Below are 22780 nucleotides of genomic sequence, written 5' to 3' on the forward strand. Positions count from 1 at the left end.
ACAGAACGCTATTTAGATACAGCGGCCAGCAGGCGCTGTATCTTTTTCTTTATTTTAGATGAGGTTGGTTTAGTAAAGGGGTAAAAGAAATCAACAACCTTACCGTTCCTGTCAATAAGGTATTTGTGAAAATTCCAGCGGGGTTTTGATGTTTTTGCTAAGTACTTATAAAGCGGTATGGCAAACTCACCGCGCAGCCTGCTCTTTTCAAAAATGGTAAAATCGCTGCCATAGTTGTGGCAAAAAGCCGCGATCTCCTCACCTTGTAAAGGCTCTTGTCCTCCAAAATCGTTTGATGGGAAGGCCAGTATATCAAAGTCTTCACCGGAAAACTCTTTCTTAAGTTCGGCCAGATCATTCAATTGCGGGGTAAAACCGCATTGCGATGCGATATTCACGATCATTAAAACTTTATCGCGATAGTCGGCGAGGCCTATATGCTCGCCATTCAGTTTCTCAACTGTAAACTGGTAAATGCTGTCGTTATTCATTTAGTTATAGCTCGAAACGTATCCGGCGTCGCGCAGTATCTGTTCAATGTCGCGCTGCTCGATCGGGTCGTACGTTTCTTTAAGGTTATGCCCAAATATGCGGGCTACCGATTGGAAGAGGAAGGCGTTAAAACCACCTTTAAGTTCTTTGGCCAGGGCAAAGCTCGAGTTGCCCGTTTCGCGGCTAACCAATTTTATAAGCACCTCACCCTGACTAATTGTCAGATTTTTAATTTCCTTATTAAACAACGCTTTAACGTCACTTTCGCAGGCCTTCATCAATTCCTTCTGCTTCTTTTTATCGCCGGTAAGGGCAAGGTCCCGTTGTAACTGGCGATAGCGTTGGCCGGCAAAGCGCGCGTAAGGCATTACCTTGTTCACGTTATAGCGTAAACGCAGGTAGTTAAGCCTGTCCTGCTCGCTGGCAAAAATACGTGTATCAACAATGCGTACTTCGCGCGCAACTATCCATGGAACCAGTTCACCGTCAAGCTTAGTCATGTATACCTTAATGGTATCATTTTTGCCTAACGTTACAGGTGGCGCGGGTTTCTCGTCCTGGGCTTTTAAGCTCCCAAGCGCGCAACAAAACATCAACAGAGAAACAATAAATTTCATATTTTTACTTGATACAAAATTAACGCATTTTATTTTGTTATTTTATACAAACCTGCAATAAAATTTAATGTTTGCGGGTTAAATATAGTAATACCGCCATACTGATACATGAAAGATTTAGTGATTGACCTGGAAGCCGAGAAAAAAGAGATCCTGAAAAGATACCGGGCATTGCTGCGCGCCAGTAAATCTACCCTGCAAAAGGGCGATAAACGCATGATACGCAAGGCCTTTGAGATGGCTTTGGAAAGCCATAAAGATATGCGCCGTAAAAGCGGCGAGCCTTATATATACCACCCCATAGCGGTAGCCCAGATAGCTGCCGAAGAGATAGGTTTGGGTACCACATCCATTGTATGCGCCCTGCTGCACGATGTTGTAGAAGATACCGATGTTACGCTGGAAGATATTGAGCTGGAATTTGGTAAAAAAGTGGCCAAAATTATTGATGGCCTAACCAAAATATCGGGCGTGTTTGATACCAACAGCTCTTTACAGGCCGAAAACTTCCGTAAGATGCTGCTTACCCTTGCCGATGATGTGAGGGTGATACTGATAAAACTTGCCGACAGGCTGCACAACATGCGCACCATGGAGTTTATGCCGCGCGATAAGCAGCTTAAACTATCTTCAGAAACGGTTTACCTGTATGCGCCGCTGGCCCACCGCCTGGGCTTATACGCCATAAAGTCCGAACTGGAAGACCTGTCCATGAAATACATGGAGCGCGAAACTTACCAGTTCATCAAAAATAAACTGAACGAGAAAAAGACAGAGCGCGAAAAGTTTATCCGCGATTTTATTGAGCCGGTGCAAAAAGTGCTCGAAGGGCAGGATCTGCATGGCGAACTGTTTGGCCGCCCAAAATCCATCCATTCCATCTGGAACAAGATGAAAAAAAAGGCCATCCCTTTTGAGGAAGTTTATGACCTTTTCGCCATCCGGATCATATTAGACAGCACGCCCGAAAATGAGAAGGCCGATTGCTGGAAAGCATACTCGATAGTTACCGACCTGTACAGGCCAAACCCCGACAGGCTGCGCGACTGGATCTCATCGCCCAAGGCAAACGGTTACGAATCGTTGCATACCACGGTTATGGGGCCACGCGGGCAATGGGTAGAGGTGCAGATACGCACCAAGCGCATGAACGAGATTGCCGAAAAAGGCTTCGCGGCGCACTGGAAATATAAAGAATCATCTACCGACAGCGGTTTAGACCAATGGGTGCAAAAGGTTAGGGACATGTTAAAGAACCCCGACTCTAACGCGCTGGACTTCCTGGATGATTTTAAGATGAACCTTTTTAGCGACGAGATCTTCATCTTTACCCCCAAAGGTGCTTTAATACAATTGCCGCTTAACGCTACCGCGCTGGATTTTGCCTTTGAGATACATACCGATGTTGGCGCGAGCTGTATTGGCGCTAAGGTGAACCATAAACTGGTACCGCTTAGTTACAAGCTGCAGAATGGCGACCAGGTAGAGATCATTACGTCGGGCAAGCAGGTACCAAAAGAGGATTGGTTAAACTTTGTGGTTACGGCTAAGGCCAAAGCCAAAATTAAATCGGCACTTAAGGAAGAGAAACGTAAGATTGCCGATGATGGTAAGGAGATCTTGGAGCGTAAGATGAAATCGCTTAAGATCACCTATAATTCCGAAAACATTCATAAACTAAGTTACTACTTCAAGCTGCCCTCAACACAGGACCTGTTTTACAATGTAGCCAAAGGCCTTATTGATATGAAGGACCTGAAGGAGTACCAGGCATCAGAAAAAGTAATTGAAAACAAACCGCAGGATAAAATTGAAAGCGAACAGCTACAGAGCATTGTACGAAATATTAAAACCAAAGATACCGACGTACTGCTTTTTGGCGAGGACCTGCAAAAGATAGACTACAAACTGGCCAATTGCTGTAACCCCATACCCGGCGATGATGTGTTTGGCTTTGTTACCGTTAGCGACGGCATTAAGATACATCGTACCAATTGCCCTAACGCCGCTAAGCTAATGGCCAATTATGGTTACCGCATTGTAAAAGCCAAATGGACCAAACAGCTGGAGCTGGCTTTCCTTACCGGGTTACGCATCCGCGGGATTGACGATGTTGGTTTGATCAACAAACTTACCACCGTTATATCAAACGACTTTAAGGTAAACATCCGTTCTATTACGGTTGATAGCGATAACGGCATTTTTGAAGGCTCGATAATGGTTTATGTGAACGATACAGAGCACCTGGATAACCTGATCAAAAAACTGAACCAGGTAAAAGGCATCACATCCGTTATCAGGTTTGATTCGGTGGTTGAAAAAGCGTCTTAATAAAGAGGCAAGACATTTAGAGTCAAGAGCCAAGATAGAAGGATTGTTCACAAAAAGCACCTATATCCTAGCTCCTGACTTCTTGATTCCTGGCTCTATTCTCCAAAATAATTAATACCTTTGCCATGTTAATTTAACATTATGCCTGTACAGGAAACCATTGCGTTGGTGAAAAAGATTTTTGAGGCCTACCTCGAAAACAAAAGCCTGAGGAAGACCCCGGAGCGCTTCGCCATACTTGAAGAGATCTATTCAAGGACAGACCATTTTGATGTGGAATCGTTATACATCCACATGAAGAACAAAAAATACCGCGTAAGCCGCGCTACGGTTTATAACACCCTCGAATTGCTTGTATCATGCGATCTGGTTACCAAACATCAGTTTGGTAAAAACATGGCCCAGTTCGAAAAATCATACGGCTACAAACAGCACGATCATATCATTTGCATCGATTGCGGTAAGGTAGTGGAGTTTTGCGACCCGCGTATTCAGCAGATCCAGAGCATGATGGGCGATATTTTAAAGTTCGATATTAAACACCACTCCTTAAACCTTTACGGTAACTGCACCAAACTGCGCGAAGGCTTTTGCGACAGGAAAGTATCGTAATAAAATGAATAAACCTATTTTAAGCAAACAAGCATTTTGGGATGTTGATATGAACAGTATCGATTACACAAAAAATGCGCTGTATGTAATTGAAAAGGTAATAGATAGAGGCTCTTTTGAGGACTTTAAATCAATAAGAAACTTTTACGGTGATAATAAGATCCGAAAAGAAATAGTAAATGCAAATTGGATAGGCGATAAGGAAATTTATTTTTGCTGCTCGGTATTTAAACTCGAACCTACAGACTTTAAATGTTATATAAAGAAACAGTTGAACCCGCAACTTTGGGTTTACTGACAGAATTGATGAACTTTGAAGAACTGAAACAATTCAGACTGGTTGGGGGTACAGCATTATCTTTACTATATGGTCATCGCGCCTCGGTAGACCTTGACTTGTTCTCTGATCAACCGTTTGAAAGAGAACAAATAATAGACAAAATTGCCAATAATTTTCCCACATTCAGTTTCGAAGAAATAAAGAGCCCACGTTTGTTTTTTACATATATCAATAACGTAAAGGTTGATTTTGTACAAACCTTTGAAAAGTTTAGCTACGACTATCCTTCTGTGGAAAATATTAGGTTCGCATCTGTTGAAGAAATTATAGCTTTGAAACTTAATGCTATAGCCGGGCGCGGTGCGAAAAAAGACTTTTGGGACTTATATGAATTACTAAACCATTTTTCATTTGAGCAGATGTTGTCTTTTTATCAAACAAGGTATCCTAACAACTCGCTGATGATGGTTATTAAGTCTGTGCCCTATTTTATTGAGGCAGACATGCAACCAGACCCTATCTGTTTTAAGAAATTAAAATGGGATCATATAAAAAAAGAGATCACAAAAAAATTCAATAAATATATTCAAAAGATAAATTAATGGCTGTTGACGTATTATTAGGCCTCCAGTGGGGCGACGAAGGTAAAGGTAAAATTGTTGATGTACTAAGCGCAGGTTACGACCTTATTGCGCGTTTCCAGGGCGGCCCTAATGCCGGCCACACCTTAGAGTTTGAAGGCAAAAAATTTGTATTGAACACCATCCCTTCGGGCATTTTCTTCGACAATACTATGAACCTGATAGGTAACGGCGTTGTGATAGACCCTATCACTCTAAAAAAAGAGCTTGATAAATTAAAGGATGCAGGCCACGACCTGCTGGCTAAAAAGAATTTGATGATAGCCAAAAAGGCGCACCTTATTCTGCCAACCCACCAATTGCTTGATGCCGCTTCTGAAAAGAAAATGGGCGACGGTAAAATTGGTTCGACCTTAAAAGGTATCGGCCCAACTTATATGGATAAAACCGGCCGTAACGGTTTGCGTATTGGCGATATAACCCTGGCTGATTTTAAAGATAAATACCAGAAACTGGTTGATAAACATACCTCTATGCTGCAGGCTATGTACGGCGAGGTGGCCGACTTTAGTGAGCGTGAGGCAGCTTTTTTTGAAGCTATAGAGTACATTAAACAATTCCCGCTGGTTGATAGCGAGCACCTGGTAAACAACTACATTAAAGAGGGCAAGAAAGTATTAGCCGAAGGCGCGCAGGGTGCTATGCTTGACATTGATTTTGGTTCTTATCCTTTTGTTACTTCATCAAACACTACAGCCGCAGGCGCTTGTACCGGTTTAGGTATTGCCCCAAGTAAAATTGGCGATGTTATCGGTATTTTTAAAGCTTACTGTACCCGTGTTGGCGGCGGCCCCTTCCCTACCGAATTGCATGACGAAACAGGCGAAGAACTGCGCCGCATTGGTCACGAATTTGGTGCTACCACTGGTCGCCCACGCCGTTGTGGCTGGATAGACCTGCCGGCTCTTAAATATGCCATTATGCTAAACGGCGTTACCCAAATGGTAATGACCAAGGCTGATGTATTGAGCGGTTTTGATAAAATTTATGCTTGTACGCACTACAACTACTTGGGCGAACAAATTGACTACATGCCGTACGATATTTGCTCGGTTGATGCCGTACCGGTATTAAAAGAGATTAACGGCTGGGCCGAGGACATCACCGGCATTGACGAATTGAACGAGATCCCGGCTAAATTGCAATCATATATAGAGTTTTTGGAAGCGGAGCTGCAAGTACCTATCAAATGGTTGTCTGTAGGACCGGACAGGAAGCAAACTTTGGTATTGCACTAATCAGCATAAAATTAAACATTTAAAAGGCCCCTATAAACGGGGCCTTTTGACTAAAAATCTACTATATTTAAAAGCTAAACCAACCATCATGTTTAAACCGTCTACGCTTAAAATTGCTTCATACATTTCTTTAGTATGTTGTTTGTTAGGTGTCTTATTACTCTTGTTTACTTTAACATATAATAATGGCTATCAAATTTACTTAATGCTTATATCGTGGGCATTACTACTTTACTGCTCTTTTTTAGGGATCAAACTCTCGGGGTATGAATTGTATGATGAAGACCGTAAACGTCTTGGTTATTGTTTATACGGTGTTATGTTATTATTTGTATTATTTATCCTCTTCAACTTTTCTTTAGGTTTACTGCCTGCAATATTTATAACCATCACCCTTCACAATCAAAAAAAGGGTTTTGACACTTGGATGAAAGAGAAAGAAGGTTTATAACTATTACATTTGCCATGTGATAACCGAGGTAACCAACGTAGCATTATTTAAACAAAAAGCGCTTGCCTGGGCGGCGAAATCCGATACGTTATGCTACCTTGATAGCAATAGTTTTAACGACCCGTACGGGAAGTTTGATACCATAATCGCCATTGGTGCCAAAGCTGAACTAACAGCCAATGCTGGCGAAGCGTTCGCCCGGCTGTCTGAATTTAAGAACGCCTACCCCGGCTGGATCACGGGCTTCTTTAGTTACGATTTGAAAAACGAAATAGAGCACCTCCACTCTACAAATCCGCACCACCTCAACTTCCCTGACCTGTACTTTTTTGCGCCCGAAACATTGATCCGCATCAAAGGAAATGCGATTGAGATAATTGGAGATAATGCAGCGAATATATTTGAGCAAATTACGAGATTCGAACTCGTACCGGGTACTCGAACTAATCCTGTACATTTGCAACCAAGGTTCAGCAGAGCTGAGTATGTGGAAACCGTAGAAAAAATTCAGCAGCATATTGTTAGAGGCGACATCTATGTAACCAATTTTTGTCAGGAGTTTTATGCGGAGGATACTGAGATAGATCCGCTATCGATTTTTCAAAATCTGAACGGCGTATCGCCTACACCATTCTCTACATTTTTTAAATGGAAAGGCAACTACATTATGTGTGCCTCGCCCGAACGTTTTTTGGCTAAGCGTGGTAATAAACTCATTTCGCAGCCCATTAAAGGTACCGCAAGGCGGGACGCTGATGAAGCTATAGATAAGACCATTATAGAAGAGTTACGCAATCACCCAAAAGAGCTCCAGGAAAACGTAATGATAGTAGACCTGGTGCGGAACGACCTCACTCATTCGGCCGTGCCCGGCACCGTAAAAACAGAGGAACTTTATGGCATTCAAAGTTTTAAGCAGGTGCACCAAATGGTATCAACCGTGGTTTGTGAACTGCGCGATGATGTATCGGCCGTGGAAGCCATCAAAAACACCTTCCCGATGGGCAGCATGACGGGCGCGCCCAAAATAAGCGCCATGCAATTGATGGAGCGGTACGAACGCAGCAAACGCGGCGTATACTCCGGCGCCGTAGGCTACTTTAGCGCGGATGGCGATTTTGATTTTAACGTGGTGATACGTACTTTGCTATATAATAGCGCTAAAAAATATCTGTCGTTTCATGTTGGCAGCGCTATTACTTACCACGCCGGCGCCGAAGCCGAGTACAATGAATGTTTATTGAAAGCAAAGGCCATATTAGAAGTTTTAGGAACAAATGTTAAGATATGAAAAACAGTTTCCTGCAAAGCAGTATAAAGCAGTTTGAGTATTATAAGTTGTTAGCAGAAAGAGCTATTGCCCAGTTAAACAACGAGAAGTTATATTGGCAGCCTGCACCTGAAAGCAACAGCATAGCCGTTATTATGAACCATATAGCTGGTAACATGCTGAGCCGTTTTACCGACTTTTTGACAAGCGACGGTGAAAAGCCCTGGCGTAACCGAGATAACGAATTTGAAGCACCGGCCGAAGGCCACGAGCAACTTTTGCAAAAATGGAACGATGCATGGCAATGTTTAATAAACGCGCTAAGTAGCTTAACTGAAGATGACCTCGAAAAAATCATTTTTATACGTAACGACGGGCATACCGTAACAGAAGCTATTAACCGCCAACTCGCTCATTACCCGTATCACGTGGGCCAGATCGTATATATAGCAAAGATGTTAAAGGATGCCGAATGGCAATCATTGTCTATCCCCAAAAACAAATCGGCCGATTACAATAGCCGAAAGTTTAGCAACGAAAAAGAGAAAAGGCATTTCACAGATGACCTGTAATGCTTAACCCGGTAAAACCGCGTCCAGCAACAGCTTATCAGCTATCCTGACCGCTATCTCCGAGCCATTAGCCCAAAAAGCGGATACAGGCCTTGCGCTAAGGTAGGGCACAAAGGCATCTCCATACAATTCTTTAATATCGGCTTCAAATACAAAATCTTTCACTTCCGCAATTTGCCATGAAATGTGCTCAACCTCGTATTGCATGGTCTTATGGTCGGTTAAGCGGTTGTAGCCCCAGTAATGTTCAAAAATAAATTCTTCGGGGCTGCCCGCTTCAATTTGCGTAAGACTATTACGTACAGTAGCACCAAGCTTATTCCATTTGCCTTTTAGCTTCCATTCATACAAAAACTGGGTATGGTTAACACCGGATTTGGTAACCGAATGCCGCATTGGCAACGCACGGTAATGCTCTTTATAAAGGTTATTTGCTATCAAAACGATGATACTTTTAGGCACTATTTCGCTCACAAAAACCGCCCCCCGTTTCCATTGCTTACCATCAAAATGGCGCACATAAAACCGCAGGTTTACTTCCTCGAAGTTCACATGAAAGGGCCATTTAATACCCAGCACCCGGGTGTCCTTAAACATAAACCCTACCATACTTACAAGCGCCTTGCCTTCCCAAAGGTCAATTTCGGTAGCGGCGGGGAGGTAAGGTTTCAGTATTTCGGGGTCAACCTCGTAATTGAGCATCACCAGGTTGCGCCACTGGGCAGTAAGGAAGCGGGATTTAGACGTAGCCATGATGGTAGAACGGAAGATATTTGTGATTGTTTGTCAGAAGTCTATCGCGTAGTTTACTCACCCCGACGACGCTTCGCTGGTCGACCTTCTCTGCTTTGCAAAGAGGGTATTTTCAAGTCCTTTCCTTTGGAGAGGGTTTGAGTGAGCCCAACGACCGGGTGAGTAAATCGTAAAACTAAAAAGGTCACAAAGAAAAAACTCTTTGTGACCCCTGTGGAAATCTTTGTGCCCTCTGTGGTAAACAGATGGTTTATTTACCCTTATAATATTTCATAGCCTCGGGTATTAGCTTTTGGATATTGGCTATACGGGTAGCATCGCTTGGGTGGGTGCTTAAAAATTCCGGCGGCGCGCCCTGGTTTTGGGCGGCCATGCGTTGCCAAAAGCTAACAGCCTGGCGTGGGTCGTACCCGGCCATAGCCATAAAAGTCAGGCCCAGCCTATCGGCCTCGTTCTCTTTATCGCGCGAGTATTTTAAGGTAGCCAACTGGCCGCCTACGCCGTAAAGTGTGCCAATAACAGCTTGCGTAGCCTGCGATTTATTGCCTGTAGCCGCACCAACCGCGGCGCCGCCCGCCTGTACAGCCATTTGCTGCGAAAGCGCTTCGGCAGAGTGGTGGGCAATGGCATGACCAATTTCGTGGCCCATAACGGTTGCAAGGCCGGCATCGGTGGCGGTAACCGGTAAAATGCCGCTATACACAGCAACTTTACCGCCCGGCATACACCACGCGTTTATTTCTTTGCTTTGTATGAGGTTAAATTCCCATTGGTAGTTGTACTGGCTGCCGTATCCATTAGCCTTTAAGTAACTATCAATGGCTGTTGCAAGCTGGCTGCCAATACGTTTTACACGCTGGGCATCGGTACCAGTGCTGATAACTTTTGTGCTGGGGTCTGATAAAAGCTGGCGGTAGCTTTGCGCCGCCGCGGGGTTTATCTGGTCGTCGCTTACTAAACTAAGTTGTGAACGGCCTGTAAGCGGTACAGTAGAACAAGCATAGGCGGCAATGGCTATTACAGCCAGAGCCAACAGGGGTTTAATTCTCTTCATGGTAAGTCAGGTGGTTTTCTTTTTAAATAAATTAACTTTCGACTCCTTACCCTTTAGCAATCGTTCTATATTTTTTTGGTGCGTTACCAATACCAGTATAAATATACACATCCCATAAATAATGACCGATTTAACACTCACATGGAAAACAAATGTGATCCCGATGGGATAAATAAAACCGGCTAAAATTGATGAAAGCGATACATAACGCGTTATTAGCAACGTTGTAATAAAAACAACTACGCAAAGTAAAGCAGCCGGCAAGTTTATAGCTAATATCATTCCAAAAAGTGTGGCTATACCTTTACCGCCCCTAAAACCCGCAAAAACCGGGAACAAATGGCCCATTACAGCAGCTATACCTAAGGCAAGCTGTAAATTAACAAACGCTACCGAATTGAATGGCCCCGTAGTACTTGTGCCTACAATATAAGCCAGGTTGGTTGCTGTCCACCCCTTTAAAATATCGAGCAGCATTACGGGGATGCCGGCTTTTTTACCCAGTACCCTGAATGTATTTGTAGCACCGGCGTTACCGCTGCCATATTCTCTAACGTCGATATGGTAGAAGGCCTGCCCTATCCATACTGCAGTAGGAATTGATCCGAAAAGATAAGCCGCAATAAGAGCCGAAATCGAGTAGACTGATAGCATCTGCCTGCAATATTATTAATTTGATGTTATATACCGCAATATATAACTATAATTTTACCGCTTTTAAACTTAGGTCGAGGCTTTTTACCGAATGTGTTAAAGCACCTACCGAAACATAATCAACACCACAGTCGGCATAATCGCGTATGTTATCAATAGTGATACCGCCGGATGCTTCGGTAATGTAGCGGCCCTGTATCATAGCTACGGCTTGCCTTAGTTGGTCAAAATTAAAGTTATCTATTAAAATACGGTTTACATTACCTGTTTGCAAAACCTGCTCCAATTCTTCCAGGTTTCTCACCTCAATTTCAATCGCCAGTTTTTTACCTGTATCTGCAAGGTATTTATTGGCATTTTCTATTGCCTGGCGTATACCGCCCGAGTAATCAACATGGTTGTCTTTAATCAGGATCATATCATACAGCCCAAAGCGGTGGTTTACGCCGCCGCCAATGCGTACCGCCCATTTTTCAAGATAGCGCAAGCCCGGGGTGGTTTTGCGGGTATCTAAAACTTTTGTGTTGGTACCCTTTAACAGGTCTACAATTTGGTGGGTTGTGGTGGCAATACCGCTCATGCGCTGCATGCAGTTAAGCACCAGGCGCTCTGCCTTTAATATAGCCTGCGCGTCGCCTTCTACTTCAAGGGCAATGTCTTTGGGCTTAACTTCGGCGCCATCATTTAAAAATACGGTAACCTTAAGGTTAGGGTCAACCTCGCGGAATATCTCTAAAGCCAGTTCAACACCCGCAAGTATGCCGGTATCTTTAACTAATAACTTTGCTTTGCCTTGCGTACCTGCCTCTATGGTTGATAGTGATGTGTGGTCGCCGTCGCCAACATCTTCACTTAAAGCATTTACGATGAATTTGTGTATAATTTCTTTGTCCAAACCTTTGTTTTTTGAGTTTCAAAAGTAAGAACAATTGCGCATTAATTAGGTTTTTCCGTTTCAATTCGCAACTCCATGATTTGCATCACCTTATTTATCTCCTTAAGCGTGCACGATACCCTGAACCTACCCTTCTCGGTAGTTAAGATATATACACCAAAGTTATAATTAGGGTTAGAGCTTACACGGTGCAGCAGTTTTGCTGAGTGAGGCTTGTTATCCTTAAAAAACTTATCGAGTATCATTTTTGCCTGCGCTTTAGAGTAGGTGTTACTCTCATCGCTGATGCTGATTTCTACATTGCTACCAAAGTATGCGGCAATTTCCGAAGCGTTGGCATTTTTTAACAGGTCGGCAATTTTATCAATAACATCTGCGTTTGCTACGCGGGGCAGCAAAAAAAGTAAGGTTAGTAAAGGCAGATGTTTTAGTCTCATTGTTATATATGACCACTAAACTAAGTAATTGTTGCACTTATTAAAAATAAACCGTGTTTAAACTACAATGTATAAACGTTGCTTTTATATTTGCATTGTGGAAAACGAAAAAAAAGTTGCTCTAATTATACTCGACGGCTGGGGCTATGGCCGTAACGATCAATCAAACGCTATTGTGGCGGCAAATACGCCGTTTTTCGATTCGATGATAGCGCAGTATCCAAATTCTAAGCTGGAGGCATCGGGCCTTGCCGTTGGTTTGCCCGAAGGGCAGATGGGCAACTCGGAAGTTGGCCATATGAACCTCGGCGCAGGCCGTGTGGTTTACCAGGAGCTTGGCCGTATTAACAAAGCCGTTATTGATAACGAATTTGTACAGAATGAAACCATACTTGATGCATTTAAATATGCCAAGGAGAACGATAGGGACCTGCATTTTATTGGCCTGGTGAGCGATGGCGGCGTACACGCGCACATTACCCACTTAAAAGGTTTGGCCGATGCTACAAAGGCATTAGGGCTGGAGAAAGTGTTTGTGCATGCCTTTTTAGATGGTCGCGATACCGACCCAAACTCGGGCTTAAAGTTTATCACCGAGCTTGAAAACCACATTGCCGATTCGCCTGTGCGCCTGGCATCAGCCATTGGCCGCTATTACGCCATGGACCGCGACAACCGCTGGGAACGCGTAAAGCTGGCTTACGACCTGATGGTTAAAGGCGAAGGCGATGCTACCGATAATATTTTAGCCTCGATAGAAAGATCGTACGCCGAAGGTGTTACCGATGAATTTATAAAACCTATTGTTAAGGTTGACGAGAATGGCGAACCAGTAGCCGTTATAAAGGATGGCGATGTGGTGATATGCTTTAACTTCCGTACAGACAGGGGCCGTGAAATTTCGCAGGCGCTTACTCAAAAGGAGTTCCCGGAATATGGCATGAGGCCGCTGGATATCTTCTACGTAACCATGACCTCGTACGACGAGACCTTTAAAAATGTGAAAGTTGTTTTCCGGAAGGATGACCTGAGCAAAACATTGGGCGAGGTTTTAGAAAGTGCCGGTAAAAAACAGATTCGCATTGCCGAAACCGAGAAATACCCTCACGTAACGTTCTTCTTCTCGGGCGGCCGCGAAACGGAGTTTAAAGATGAAAAACGCCTTTTAGTACCATCGCCAAAGGTTGCTACTTACGACCTGCAGCCCGAAATGAGCGCCGAAGGCATCCGCGATGCCATCATCCCCGAACTGGAAGCCGGCTGGCCCGATTTTGTTTGTTTAAACTTTGCCAATACCGATATGGTTGGCCATACAGGCGTGTTCAGCGCGGTAGTTAAGGCCGCCGAAACCGCTGATGCCTGCACAAAAGCTGTTGTAGAGGCTGGTTTAAAAAATGGCTACTCATTCATCATTATTGCCGACCACGGCAACGCCGATTACATGATAAACGAAGATGGCTCGCCAAATACCGCGCATACCACCAACCTGGTACCTTGCATTATTATAGATAATGATGTTAAAGAGGTTAAAGACGGTAAACTTGGCGACATTGCCCCTACCATCCTTAAAATTTTAGGCGTACCCATCCCCGAAGAAATGACCGGTAATGTATTGGTTTAAACCATTCCAAAAATATACGATTTATGCAGGCGTGCTGTTGCTTTTAGGCAGCGGCTACGCTTGTAATAAACCCGAAATAAAAGAGACCGGCGCCGAACTGCAATACTTTGACCTGAAAGGTTACTTTGGCAAACAGGATACCCTGCTTACCCAACAAAACCCCGACGTAAACAAAACGGTTAACCATAACGGCGCTACCGAAAGCAAAAACGTACACATAAGCAGCTGGAAAAAAGAATTAAACCTGTTTATAGAAAGCGACATTAACAAACCTGCCTGGAAACAAAGCTACGATGTACAAAGCAATAACGACAGCACTGTTTACAAGGCCAAATTCCCGGAGTTAAAAACACGCGAGATAGTGATCCGTAAAAAGGCGGGACAGGTTACCCAAATAGCCATTGTAAACAGAACCCACAACATCCTTTACAATACTACCGAGAGATTGATTTACGCCCCCAAAGCGTATTATTTAATTGAAAAGATGCAACGGGTTAAAATAATGGGTGCAAATAACTACCACATAAAGGGCAGCTTTATTAATTAATGATGCCCGGTAGCGGTTGCCAGTTTCTCTTTAGATAGCTCGATAAGCGAAGATATATCAGCCCTACCGGGGTTATCGGCCAGTACTTTTTCCAGATCGGTAATAGAAGCTTTTAACGAATTAATACCACGAACTTTATCATAAGTAGCGCCGGGCTGTAGTTTAAACACCCCATACTCGCGGTAAGCTATACCGCGGGTCTGGAAGCATTTACCATGATCGTTTGGGTCAATGGCAAGAGCTTTAGTTAAGTCGAATATCGCTCCCAAGAGGTATTTCTCACGCTCGGCCGGCGACAGAAAGGTATCTTTACCCATATAGCCTTTTGCACGTGCGCGGTAATAATACGCCGTAGCATCTATAGGGTTTATAAAAATAACTTTGGTGTATGCAGCAATTGATTTGCGATAGTTTTCGCTATGGTAATAAGAATAGCCCAGCATCCAGTAAGCATTGGCATTGGTGCTATCTATTATACAGGCCTTTTCCAACTGCTTTACGGCGGCTTTAAAATTGCCGTCCATAAAAGCCTGCTGCCCCATTTTTACGTAGGCGTTTTGTGCCGACGCTGTTTCGAGCGAGCTTAGAATGAAAAAGGAAATTATAGCCGACAGCCTCATATTTAATTAGCGGGTATTATCCAATAACAATACATAAACTATATATGTGTTAATTTATTATACCATGCCTGCAAATTGTTAATAATTTTAGAATTGCGTGCAAGTTATCTTAATAAAAGGTCATGCAGAGCTACTCTTAAAGCTTAAATCGAGCAATTAATTAAGAACCTCAGAACCACATTTTCGGCTCAAAAACTTGATTTATACCCTTCACAACCTTAACTTGCATAACGTAATATCTTAATCTGTTTTATACCTATGGATTTTTTAAAGGCAATAGCAAATGAATTTACAGGCTTTTGGAACCTGGGTGGTTTCCTTGATATTATAAGATCCGGTAATTACAATAAGTTTTTAACTTATGAGGGCATCGTTTCTTTGCTGGTTCCGCTTACGCCGCTGGTGTTATTGCTCGAGATTATCAGGGCGGCATTCTACAAAAAATTCCACGTCATTAATTATAAGATCTCTTTCTTCACCTATGTTTTAAACTCTTTTGTAGGCAGGGTAATTTCGTTTGCCATGGTGGGGCTTTGCATCAAATGGTTTTTACCTGTCGCCATTTTTAAAACCACCTTTACCTGGTATTGGTTCATTTACGGCTATGTGATATGGGAGTTCGCGCACTTTATATACCATTATCTGGCGCATAAGGTGCGCCTGCTGTGGTGCCTTCATTCTACCCACCATGCGCCCGAAGACATGAACCTATCGGTCACCTACGCACACTTCTTTTTAGAAGCGCCTTATGCCGACCTCATCCGCACCAGTATTTGTATTTTGCTTGGCGTAAACCCGGCAATGCTGTTTGTTATTATGTTTGTTGATGGTACCTGGGGTGCCATGATACACGTTGGCGAAAACATTATTAAGGATGGCCGTCTGGGTTTCTTAAATAATATCATCCTTACCCCATCACACCACAGGGTACATCATGCCCGTAATGTGGTATATATGGATACCAACTTTTGCAACCTGCTTAACATTTGGGACAAAGTATTTGGCACCTACTACCCCGAAGACCGCAGCATCCCCATTGAGTATGGTATAAGCCGCCCCATGATCAAGAACAGTTTCCTGGATGCTTATTTCGGCGAAATTGTGGCATTGGCCAAAGATGTTTACCGTGCCCCGGGCATCAAAAATAAAGTGATGTATATTTTTATGCCACCCGGCTGGAGCCATACAGGCGACCATAAAATGACCAGCGTAGTAAGGAAAAAATATTTTGAGGAGCTGGAAGCCGGCAAAACTAATAAAGGAGTGGTTGAAGAAGCACGGGTGTAGCCATAACTTCCGGAATTAAATTGAAAGTTTTTTTCTCACCCTCTTTGCGCAGTAATTTATGTTGCTACATCTCCTTCTAATTAACCTCATAATGGGCTGACTTTTTTTCCACTTTCTTTAAACGCGGTTGTAATTTCCCTTCACTTATTAAATCCACGCAAATCGCAAAAAATCAATCAATTACAATTGAATGGCATTTAGCCGCTGTAATTAAGATACATTGGCATAGCTCTTGAAACTGTATATTTGAATATATAACAATTGGTAAATAGCCCGTATTTGCAAGGCCGGGGTTTCCGTACCTGCCATTATGACGTTGTTACCATACATAATAAGGTGATTAATGAGTTTTGATCCGTTCGATTTTAAGAATACCATGCCTTCCATTAATGAAGATTCTGAATTTTTCCCGCTGATGTCGTCAGAGGATGAGGCAGAAATGAACAATGAAGAGGTACCCGATATTATTTCTATACTGCCTTTACGCAATACCGTATTATTTCCGGGTGTTGTTATCCCCATCACCGTTGGCCGCGATAAATCTATCAAACTAATACGCGACGCCAACAAAGGCAGCCGCCTCATTGGTGTTGTTGCCCAGCAGGATGTAAGTATTGAAGACCCTACTTTTGACCAACTTAACAAGGTTGGTACCATTGCCCTTATCATTAAAATGCTGCAAATGCCCGATGGTAACACCACTGTGATACTACAGGGTAAAAAGCGTTTTACGCTAAGGGAAGAGGTGCAAAGCGAGCCATACATAAAAGCCACTATTGACCCATTTAAGGAGATAAAGGCAAAAGAGGATAAAGAGTTTAAAGCCATGGTATCGTCTGTTAAAGACATGGCCATGAACATCATACAGCTTTCGCCAAATATCCCGAGCGAAGCAGGTATCGCTATCCGTAATATCGAAAGCACATCCTTCCTTATCAACTTCATATCATCAAATATGAACGCGGATATGGCGGCTAAGCAGGCATTACTGCAAACTGCCAGCCTGCGCGACAGGATAAATATGGTGCTTGAGCATTTAACGCTCGATCTGCAAATGCTGGAGCTGAAAAATCAGATCCAAACCAAAGTACGTGTGGATCTGGATAAGCAGCAACGCGATTACTTCCTGAACCAACAGCTAAAAACCATACAGGAAGAACTTGGCGGCACCTCTCCCGACCTGGAGATTGAGAACCTGCGCCAGCGCGCCCTGAAAAAGAAATGGGACAAAGAGGTTAAAACCCACTTTGCCAAGGAACTTGAAAAACTCACCCGCACCAACCCTGCCGCGGCAGACTACTCGGTGCAGATAAACTACCTCGAGCTATTACTTGACTTGCCGTGGAACGAATTTACAAAAGACAATTTCGACCTTAAAAGGGCGCAAAAGGTATTGGACAAAGACCATTTTGGCCTTGACAAGGTAAAACAGCGTATTATTGAATATTTGGCAGTATTGAAGCTGAAACACAATATGAAGGCGCCAATCCTTTGTCTGGTTGGCCCTCCCGGGGTTGGTAAAACATCGTTGGGTAAATCAATAGCAAAAGCCCTGGGTCGCAAATATGTACGCATGGCTTTAGGTGGCGTAAGGGACGAGGCCGAAATTCGCGGGCATCGTAAAACCTACATCGGCGCTATGCCGGGCAGGATCATCCAGTCGGTTAAAAAGGCCGGTGCAGCAAACCCGGTATTTATACTGGACGAGATTGATAAGGTAAGCATAGATTTCCGTGGCGACCCGTCATCAGCCCTTTTAGAGGTGCTTGACCCCGAGCAGAACAGCACTTTTTATGATAATTACGTGGAGATGGATTTCGACCTGTCGAACGTGATGTTCATCGCTACGGCAAACTCACTGAGTACGATACAGCCTGCCCTGCTCGACAGGATGGAGATCATAGAAGTGAACGGTTACACTATCGAAGAAAAGATTGAAATAGCCAAGAAGCACCTGCTACCAAAACAACGCGAGGCCCACGGCTTAACACTTAAAGATGTTGTGGTAAAGGCTGATGTGTTGGAGAAACTGGTAGAAGATTATACCCGCGAATCGGGCGTGCGTACGCTGGAAAAAAGAATAGGTTCTGTAATACGCGGCGTTGCCAAAAACATTGCTATGGAAGAACCATATAATGTATTGGTAAGCAAAAAAGAGGTTGAAAAGATACTTGGCGCCCCATTTTACGATAAAGATCTTTATGAAAACAACGATACCGCTGGCGTAGTAACAGGCCTGGCCTGGACATCCGTTGGCGGCGATATACTGTTTATTGAGGCCAGCCTTAGCCCCGGTAACGGCAAGTTAACCCTAACAGGCAGCCTTGGCGATGTGATGAAGGAATCGGTTACCATAGCGCTGGCATATCTGCGCGCGCATGCTGGTTACTTTAACATCAACCCAAAACTGTTTGAGCAATGGGACATCCATGTACACGTACCAGCAGGCGCTACCCCTAAAGATGGTCCATCAGCAGGCGTTACGATGCTTACCGCGTTGGTATCAGCATTTACCCAGCGTAAAATAAAACCACACCTGGCCATGACGGGTGAGATAACCCTGCGTGGGCGTGTGTTACCTGTGGGTGGTATCAAAGAAAAGATACTGGCTGCCAAACGCGCCAATATCAAAGAGATCATCCTTTGTAAATCGAACCAGAAAGACATCCTGGAAATAAAAGAAGATTACATTACCGACCTCAAATTCCATTACGTCACGGATATGCGCGAGGTAATTAACCTTGCCCTCCTTACCGAACTGGTACCCGAGCCGCTTGATTTAACGGTGAAAGAGAAAGAAGTGAAGGTTGTGAATTAATACTGATGAAAATAGTTCCCCCTCTTGAGAGGGGTTGGGGGTGTGTTCGCCAGCTTTTAAAGTTTGTGAACACACCTTTTCTATTTTGCGACCTTATGCCTTATCTCAGGAGGGGAAATTGATGCAGCTTACTTAATACAACATTCGTTCACCTGGCCGGACAAAAAATAGTTCCCCTCTTGAGAGGGGTTAGGGGTGTGTTCGCCAGCTTTTAAAGTTTGTGAACACACCCTTTCTATTTTGCAACCTTATGATGCCTCATCTCAAGAAGTGAAATTAATGCAGCTTACTTAACACAACATTCGTCCACCTGCTCTCAAGAGGCCGAACAAAATAGTTCCCCTCTTGAGAGGGGTTAGGGGTGTGTTCGCCAGCTTTTAAAGTTTGTGAACACACCCCTCCCATTTCGCAGCCCTACGCGCCCCCTCTCAAGAGGGGAAATAAATACAAGCTACAGGCTATTTTTCCATTTTTGCGTTTAATATCTTTATAGTAAAAAAGATAACTCATAATTTAGCTTTTATATAAATTGGTTTATCTTCGGGTTGATTTAAACCTTATATGATTAAAACTTTACAACTAAGCCTCGCAGCATGCGCTTTAGTTTTCGCTTGCTCTCTTACCGCTTCCGCTCAAAACCAATACCTCGCCAAACAAGATTCCCTTAATAAAGTATATGCCAATAAACAGGGTAAAACCGTGTTTTTTGAGTTGCTTGGCCCGGGTGCTGTTTATTCTGTTAACTACGATACACGTTTTGCCAAACGCCCTGATGGCTGGGGAGGCCGTATCGGGTTAAGTTACTACTCAGAAAGCGGCGAACATTTATTTACCGCCCCGCTTGTGGTAAATTATCTTGCCGGGAAACACGGCAAATATTTTGAGGTAGGCGCGGGTATTACCTATTATAATGTTAACACTAACGATGTTTTTTTTGATAACAGGTACTACGAGGTTATAGACCCTAACGGAGGATATTACGTTAAGGAGAAAAATCATAATGGCGTACTTGGCACACTAAACTTTGGGTATCGCTACCAGCCGCTTGATGGCGGTTTCGCGTTTCGCACCGGCGTAAGCCCGGTTTTCACACAAGACAGGTTCCTCCCCTGGTGGCCGTATGTAAGTTTTGGCTACTCGTTTTAAATGACATAAAAAGCAGGGATAATATCCTTGCTTTTTTTACATTAGCGCACCCTTAAATCTCATAATGAAGAAGATACTTTTCCTTTTAGCACTTTGCATTTTAGCAGTCGCTAACTCATACGCGCAAAACCGCGCAAACGAAATAGGCTTCCAGTCGGATAACGATTCTTTCCTTGGCCAGGGCTCAGACAGGTACTATACCAACGGTTTTTTTATAAAATATAACAAGGCTATAGATTTCAGTAAGATGAAAGACCACCATGAAATAGCAAATTATGTTGCCGGTTTTGAGATAGGCCAAAAAATATATAATGCCCAGTCGGGCCAATTAGCTTCGGCAAACTTAATTGACAGGCCTGTTGCGGGGTATCTGTACCTGGGGCTATCAGGAAACATCATTTATAAAAATGAAACCTCACTCAAGTTATCTGCAAAAATTGGTGTAGTAGGCCCCGCGGCCGGCGGCTATGCTATACAAAAATTCATTCACAATACTTTCGGTTTTTATGAACTTAACACCTGGCAATACCAGGTGCGTAATGCGCCGCAGTTAAACCTTAGTTTTGAGGTAAATAAACTTTTGGCCCGTGGTTCATGGGCTGATATTAGCTATTCGGGCTATTTAAACGCGGGTACAGGCTTCAATGGCGCCGCCCTTGGGCCAATGGTACGTTTGGGTAATTTTAACCAGTTATTCCAATCGGTAAGTACACAAAGTACAGTTAGCAAAAACAACAACACCTTGCTGCATAAAAACGAATTTTTCTTTTATTATAAACCACAAATTAACGCGGTGATTTATGACGCTACCGTACAAGGCAATATCTTTAAAGACCACCCCGAATCCGGCACGCAAGAAATTGTTGGCGATATTAACCACCTTGTGTTTAGCAACCAATTAGGGGTGGCGCTTACCACCAGCCGCTTCGTGTTTGATGTTGGCGCTGTTATTAATACCCGTGAAGTTAAACAGCAGGTTAAAAGCACCCATCAGTGGGGATCGGTAACGGTGTTGTATAGGTTCAATTAATAATCAAATTTTTTTTTACGGTCGGCCTTTTTGGCCGATTGTATTCTTTTATTGCCCAGGCGGGCCAGTTTTGCCGCGCGGCTCACTTTGCTTTGTTTGCGCACTTTAGGTTTGTGCAGGGCAGTGGTGAGTAACACAACAAGCCGTTCTACCGCTATCTCTTTATTCAAGTACTGGCTGCGCTCCTCGTCGCATATTACCTGTACAAGCCCATCCTTGTTAAAACGGGTTAGTAGCTTTTCGTTCAGTAATTGCTTTTCCTCATCGGTAAACAAGGCACTGTCATCAATAGAAAAAAGCAGCTCTACCTTGGTTGATACTTTATTTACGTTTTGCCCGCCCTTGCCCCCGCTGCGCGATGTTTTGTAAGAAATTTCGCGTTGCAGGTCGGCCTTATTTAAATTCATGGCTAAAGATAGTGAGTGGTTGCTTTTTATTAAAAATTTATTGTCCGTATTACAACTACCCACCAAACCAACTATCCACCATTCACCAAAAAACCTTAACTTCGCCCCCAAATGAGCAACAATATTATAGTAGCTATTGACGGCTACTCATCATGCGGTAAAAGCACACTAGCCAAGGCATTAGCCAAAAAACTACATTATATTTATGTTGATAGCGGCGCCATGTACCGTGCGGTAGCCCTTTATTTTTTAAGGAACAACATTGACATGAGCGATCACGCGCAGATTGAAGAGGCCCTTAAAAATATTCACTTAAACTTTCACTCGCGCGATTATGAAACGCACATTACCCTAAACGATGAGGAGGTTTCTGAAGAGATCCGCCAGATGCCCGTATCCGAAAAGGTGAGCGAAGTAGCTGCCCTGAAAGAGGTTCGGCGCGAAATGGTGAAGCAGCAACAGCGCATGGGCAAATCAAAAAACATTGTAATGGATGGCCGCGATATTGGTACTGCCGTGTTCCCGCATGCTTCGCTCAAGCTCTTTATGACCGCCGACCCATCCGTACGCGCCCAGCGCCGTTACGACGAGATACACCTTAAAAACCCTGAGGTTACATTAGAGGATATTTTTGAGAACATAGCACACCGCGATTACCAGGACACTACCCGCGCCGAAAGCCCGCTTGTGCGTGCCGAAGATGCCGTAATACTCGATAATACCAACCTTACACCCGAGCAGCAGCTACAGTTTGCGTTAGAGCGAATAGAGGCGCTGAAATGATAAGGCTAAAAGCTGTTGTAGAGAAGTAGCGAGTAACCTTCATATTTGTTAGTGTTTCATTAGGAATGGATAGTGTCAGGTTGCCAAGCCTGTGGTTGTCACTTTCTTTTCTCTCAAAAGAAAGATTCTGTGTTAAGAATGAAATAAAGTTTTACTTTAGATTTCTTAAGGCGGCGTTAGCCAGCCTGTTTAGGGCGATTGACTCACGGGTTATATTCGCCCTA

At 43.7% G+C, this 22780-nt stretch carries 24 protein-coding genes; 15 read left to right on the forward strand and 9 right to left on the reverse strand.

Going from position 1 to position 22780, the window contains the following annotated elements; genetic code table 11:
* Window positions 1–8: 8 nt before the first annotated feature.
* On the reverse strand, window positions 9–491 hold the full coding sequence (locus ACFQZI_RS19700) for a glutathione peroxidase (protein ID WP_377145570.1): 483 nt from the start codon (window positions 489–491) through the stop codon (window positions 9–11).
* Window positions 492–1109, reverse strand: coding sequence for a DUF4294 domain-containing protein (locus ACFQZI_RS19705; RefSeq protein ID WP_377145572.1), 618 nt, complete (start codon window positions 1107–1109; stop codon window positions 492–494). It abuts the gene before it with no gap.
* Window positions 1110–1217: 108 nt separating this feature from the next.
* Here ACFQZI_RS19705 and ACFQZI_RS19710 point away from each other — a divergent pair, with 108 nt between their 5' ends.
* From ACFQZI_RS19710 to ACFQZI_RS19745, 8 genes are all read left to right on the forward strand, one after another.
* Window positions 1218–3440, forward strand: a complete 2223-nt coding sequence (locus tag ACFQZI_RS19710; protein ID WP_377145573.1) for a RelA/SpoT family protein — start codon at window positions 1218–1220, stop codon at window positions 3438–3440.
* 141 nt (window positions 3441–3581) lie between these two features.
* Window positions 3582–4052 carry a Fur family transcriptional regulator gene (locus ACFQZI_RS19715; protein ID WP_121246969.1) on the forward strand — a complete coding sequence of 157 codons (471 nt, stop codon included), beginning with the start codon at window positions 3582–3584 and terminating at the stop codon, window positions 4050–4052.
* Between the two features lie 4 nt (window positions 4053–4056).
* Complete coding sequence (locus tag ACFQZI_RS19720; protein WP_377145575.1) at window positions 4057–4350, forward strand: DUF6922 domain-containing protein; 294 nt, start codon at window positions 4057–4059, stop codon at window positions 4348–4350.
* On the forward strand, window positions 4305–4934 hold the full coding sequence (locus tag ACFQZI_RS19725; protein ID WP_377145577.1) for a nucleotidyl transferase AbiEii/AbiGii toxin family protein: 630 nt from the start codon (window positions 4305–4307) through the stop codon (window positions 4932–4934). Before ACFQZI_RS19720 ends, ACFQZI_RS19725 begins: the two co-directional genes overlap by 46 nt.
* On the forward strand, window positions 4934–6211 hold the full coding sequence (locus ACFQZI_RS19730; protein ID WP_377145579.1) for an adenylosuccinate synthase: 1278 nt from the start codon (window positions 4934–4936) through the stop codon (window positions 6209–6211). The genes ACFQZI_RS19725 and ACFQZI_RS19730 overlap by 1 nt, the downstream gene beginning before the upstream one ends.
* An 88-nt stretch (window positions 6212–6299) precedes the next feature.
* Window positions 6300–6662 carry a hypothetical protein gene (locus ACFQZI_RS19735; RefSeq protein ID WP_377145580.1) on the forward strand — a complete coding sequence of 121 codons (363 nt, stop codon included), beginning with the start codon at window positions 6300–6302 and terminating at the stop codon, window positions 6660–6662.
* A gap of 16 nt (window positions 6663–6678) precedes the next feature.
* Window positions 6679–7953, forward strand: a complete 1275-nt coding sequence (locus tag ACFQZI_RS19740; RefSeq protein WP_377145582.1) for an anthranilate synthase component I family protein — start codon at window positions 6679–6681, stop codon at window positions 7951–7953.
* Window positions 7950–8504, forward strand: coding sequence for a DUF1572 family protein (locus tag ACFQZI_RS19745; RefSeq protein ID WP_377145584.1), 555 nt, complete (start codon window positions 7950–7952; stop codon window positions 8502–8504). The genes ACFQZI_RS19740 and ACFQZI_RS19745 overlap by 4 nt, the downstream gene beginning before the upstream one ends.
* A gap of 3 nt (window positions 8505–8507) precedes the next feature.
* Here ACFQZI_RS19745 and ACFQZI_RS19750 read toward each other — a convergent pair whose 3' ends face one another.
* From ACFQZI_RS19750 to ACFQZI_RS19770, 5 genes are all read right to left on the reverse strand, one after another.
* Complete coding sequence (locus tag ACFQZI_RS19750; protein WP_377145586.1) at window positions 8508–9257, reverse strand: YqjF family protein; 750 nt, start codon at window positions 9255–9257, stop codon at window positions 8508–8510.
* A 250-nt stretch (window positions 9258–9507) separates the two neighbouring features.
* Window positions 9508–10311 (reverse strand): M48 family metallopeptidase, encoded by an 804-nt coding sequence (locus ACFQZI_RS19755; protein ID WP_377145588.1) that lies wholly within the window; start codon window positions 10309–10311, stop codon window positions 9508–9510.
* A 6-nt stretch (window positions 10312–10317) separates the two neighbouring features.
* A complete protein-coding gene (gene plsY, locus ACFQZI_RS19760) occupies window positions 10318–10965 on the reverse strand; it encodes a glycerol-3-phosphate 1-O-acyltransferase PlsY (protein ID WP_377145590.1) in 648 nt (215 codons plus the stop codon).
* A 46-nt stretch (window positions 10966–11011) separates the two neighbouring features.
* Window positions 11012–11860 carry a carboxylating nicotinate-nucleotide diphosphorylase gene (gene nadC, locus ACFQZI_RS19765; RefSeq protein ID WP_377145591.1) on the reverse strand — a complete coding sequence of 283 codons (849 nt, stop codon included), beginning with the start codon at window positions 11858–11860 and terminating at the stop codon, window positions 11012–11014.
* Between the two features lie 41 nt (window positions 11861–11901).
* Window positions 11902–12297, reverse strand: coding sequence for a DUF4783 domain-containing protein (locus tag ACFQZI_RS19770; protein WP_377145593.1), 396 nt, complete (start codon window positions 12295–12297; stop codon window positions 11902–11904).
* A gap of 67 nt (window positions 12298–12364) precedes the next feature.
* Between ACFQZI_RS19770 and gpmI the strand changes: the two genes are divergently transcribed.
* Window positions 12365–13918: a 2,3-bisphosphoglycerate-independent phosphoglycerate mutase gene (gene gpmI / locus ACFQZI_RS19775; protein ID WP_377145594.1), complete on the forward strand. Its 1554-nt coding sequence runs from the start codon at window positions 12365–12367 to the stop codon at window positions 13916–13918.
* Window positions 13905–14465 (forward strand): hypothetical protein, encoded by a 561-nt coding sequence (locus tag ACFQZI_RS19780; protein ID WP_377145595.1) that lies wholly within the window; start codon window positions 13905–13907, stop codon window positions 14463–14465. Before gpmI ends, ACFQZI_RS19780 begins: the two co-directional genes overlap by 14 nt.
* On the opposite strand, the gene ACFQZI_RS19785 is transcribed toward ACFQZI_RS19780, so the two are convergent.
* On the reverse strand, window positions 14462–15085 hold the full coding sequence (locus tag ACFQZI_RS19785; RefSeq protein WP_377145597.1) for a tetratricopeptide repeat protein: 624 nt from the start codon (window positions 15083–15085) through the stop codon (window positions 14462–14464). The two genes, ACFQZI_RS19780 and ACFQZI_RS19785, sit on opposite strands and share 4 nt — an antisense overlap.
* A 258-nt stretch (window positions 15086–15343) precedes the next feature.
* Between ACFQZI_RS19785 and ACFQZI_RS19790 the strand changes: the two genes are divergently transcribed.
* The 4 genes from ACFQZI_RS19790 (at window position 15344) to ACFQZI_RS19805 (ending at window position 21366) form a co-directional block, all read left to right on the forward strand.
* Entirely contained in the window at window positions 15344–16372 is a 1029-nt protein-coding gene (locus ACFQZI_RS19790; RefSeq protein WP_377145598.1) for a sterol desaturase family protein, read from the forward strand.
* 343 nt (window positions 16373–16715) lie between these two features.
* A complete protein-coding gene (gene lon / locus ACFQZI_RS19795; RefSeq protein ID WP_377145600.1) occupies window positions 16716–19190 on the forward strand; it encodes an endopeptidase La in 2475 nt (824 codons plus the stop codon).
* A gap of 561 nt (window positions 19191–19751) precedes the next feature.
* Window positions 19752–20336 (forward strand): hypothetical protein, encoded by a 585-nt coding sequence (locus tag ACFQZI_RS19800; protein ID WP_377145602.1) that lies wholly within the window; start codon window positions 19752–19754, stop codon window positions 20334–20336.
* 64 nt (window positions 20337–20400) lie between these two features.
* The gene (locus ACFQZI_RS19805) at window positions 20401–21366 is read left to right on the forward strand and encodes a lipid A deacylase LpxR family protein (RefSeq protein ID WP_377145603.1); all 966 of its coding nucleotides are present in this window, start codon (window positions 20401–20403) and stop codon (window positions 21364–21366) included.
* On the opposite strand, the gene arfB is transcribed toward ACFQZI_RS19805, so the two are convergent.
* Window positions 21363–21773: an alternative ribosome rescue aminoacyl-tRNA hydrolase ArfB gene (gene arfB / locus ACFQZI_RS19810; RefSeq protein WP_377145605.1), complete on the reverse strand. Its 411-nt coding sequence runs from the start codon at window positions 21771–21773 to the stop codon at window positions 21363–21365. The genes ACFQZI_RS19805 and arfB overlap by 4 nt on opposite strands.
* A gap of 111 nt (window positions 21774–21884) precedes the next feature.
* Here arfB and cmk point away from each other — a divergent pair, with 111 nt between their 5' ends.
* Window positions 21885–22556, forward strand: coding sequence for a (d)CMP kinase (gene cmk / locus ACFQZI_RS19815; RefSeq protein WP_377145606.1), 672 nt, complete (start codon window positions 21885–21887; stop codon window positions 22554–22556).
* Window positions 22557–22780 lie beyond the last annotated feature (224 nt).

The organism is Mucilaginibacter lutimaris, assembly GCF_042676625.1.
GTDB lineage: Bacteria > Bacteroidota > Bacteroidia > Sphingobacteriales > Sphingobacteriaceae > Mucilaginibacter > Mucilaginibacter lutimaris.

Excerpts from the sequence above, each read along its gene's own strand:
- ACFQZI_RS19700 (WP_377145570.1), bottom strand. The coding sequence starts at position 491 with ATGAATAACGACAGCATTTACCAGTTTACAGTTGAGAAACTGAATGGC.
- ACFQZI_RS19705 (WP_377145572.1), bottom strand. The coding sequence starts at position 1,109 with ATGAAATTTATTGTTTCTCTGTTGATGTTTTGTTGCGCGCTTGGGAGC.
- ACFQZI_RS19710 (WP_377145573.1), top strand. The coding sequence starts at position 1,218 with ATGAAAGATTTAGTGATTGACCTGGAAGCCGAGAAAAAAGAGATCCTG.
- ACFQZI_RS19715 (WP_121246969.1), top strand. The coding sequence starts at position 3,582 with ATGCCTGTACAGGAAACCATTGCGTTGGTGAAAAAGATTTTTGAGGCC.
- ACFQZI_RS19720 (WP_377145575.1), top strand. The coding sequence starts at position 4,057 with ATGAATAAACCTATTTTAAGCAAACAAGCATTTTGGGATGTTGATATG.
- ACFQZI_RS19725 (WP_377145577.1), top strand. The coding sequence starts at position 4,305 with ATGTTATATAAAGAAACAGTTGAACCCGCAACTTTGGGTTTACTGACA.
- ACFQZI_RS19730 (WP_377145579.1), top strand. The coding sequence starts at position 4,934 with ATGGCTGTTGACGTATTATTAGGCCTCCAGTGGGGCGACGAAGGTAAA.
- ACFQZI_RS19735 (WP_377145580.1), top strand. The coding sequence starts at position 6,300 with ATGTTTAAACCGTCTACGCTTAAAATTGCTTCATACATTTCTTTAGTA.
- ACFQZI_RS19745 (WP_377145584.1), top strand. The coding sequence starts at position 7,950 with ATGAAAAACAGTTTCCTGCAAAGCAGTATAAAGCAGTTTGAGTATTAT.
- ACFQZI_RS19750 (WP_377145586.1), bottom strand. The coding sequence starts at position 9,257 with ATGGCTACGTCTAAATCCCGCTTCCTTACTGCCCAGTGGCGCAACCTG.
- ACFQZI_RS19755 (WP_377145588.1), bottom strand. The coding sequence starts at position 10,311 with ATGAAGAGAATTAAACCCCTGTTGGCTCTGGCTGTAATAGCCATTGCC.
- plsY (WP_377145590.1), bottom strand. The coding sequence starts at position 10,965 with ATGCTATCAGTCTACTCGATTTCGGCTCTTATTGCGGCTTATCTTTTC.
- ACFQZI_RS19770 (WP_377145593.1), bottom strand. The coding sequence starts at position 12,297 with ATGAGACTAAAACATCTGCCTTTACTAACCTTACTTTTTTTGCTGCCC.
- gpmI (WP_377145594.1), top strand. The coding sequence starts at position 12,365 with ATGTATAAACGTTGCTTTTATATTTGCATTGTGGAAAACGAAAAAAAA.
- ACFQZI_RS19780 (WP_377145595.1), top strand. The coding sequence starts at position 13,905 with ATGTATTGGTTTAAACCATTCCAAAAATATACGATTTATGCAGGCGTG.
- ACFQZI_RS19785 (WP_377145597.1), bottom strand. The coding sequence starts at position 15,085 with ATGAGGCTGTCGGCTATAATTTCCTTTTTCATTCTAAGCTCGCTCGAA.
- ACFQZI_RS19790 (WP_377145598.1), top strand. The coding sequence starts at position 15,344 with ATGGATTTTTTAAAGGCAATAGCAAATGAATTTACAGGCTTTTGGAAC.
- lon (WP_377145600.1), top strand. The coding sequence starts at position 16,716 with ATGAGTTTTGATCCGTTCGATTTTAAGAATACCATGCCTTCCATTAAT.
- ACFQZI_RS19800 (WP_377145602.1), top strand. The coding sequence starts at position 19,752 with ATGATTAAAACTTTACAACTAAGCCTCGCAGCATGCGCTTTAGTTTTC.
- ACFQZI_RS19805 (WP_377145603.1), top strand. The coding sequence starts at position 20,401 with ATGAAGAAGATACTTTTCCTTTTAGCACTTTGCATTTTAGCAGTCGCT.
- arfB (WP_377145605.1), bottom strand. The coding sequence starts at position 21,773 with ATGAATTTAAATAAGGCCGACCTGCAACGCGAAATTTCTTACAAAACA.
- cmk (WP_377145606.1), top strand. The coding sequence starts at position 21,885 with ATGAGCAACAATATTATAGTAGCTATTGACGGCTACTCATCATGCGGT.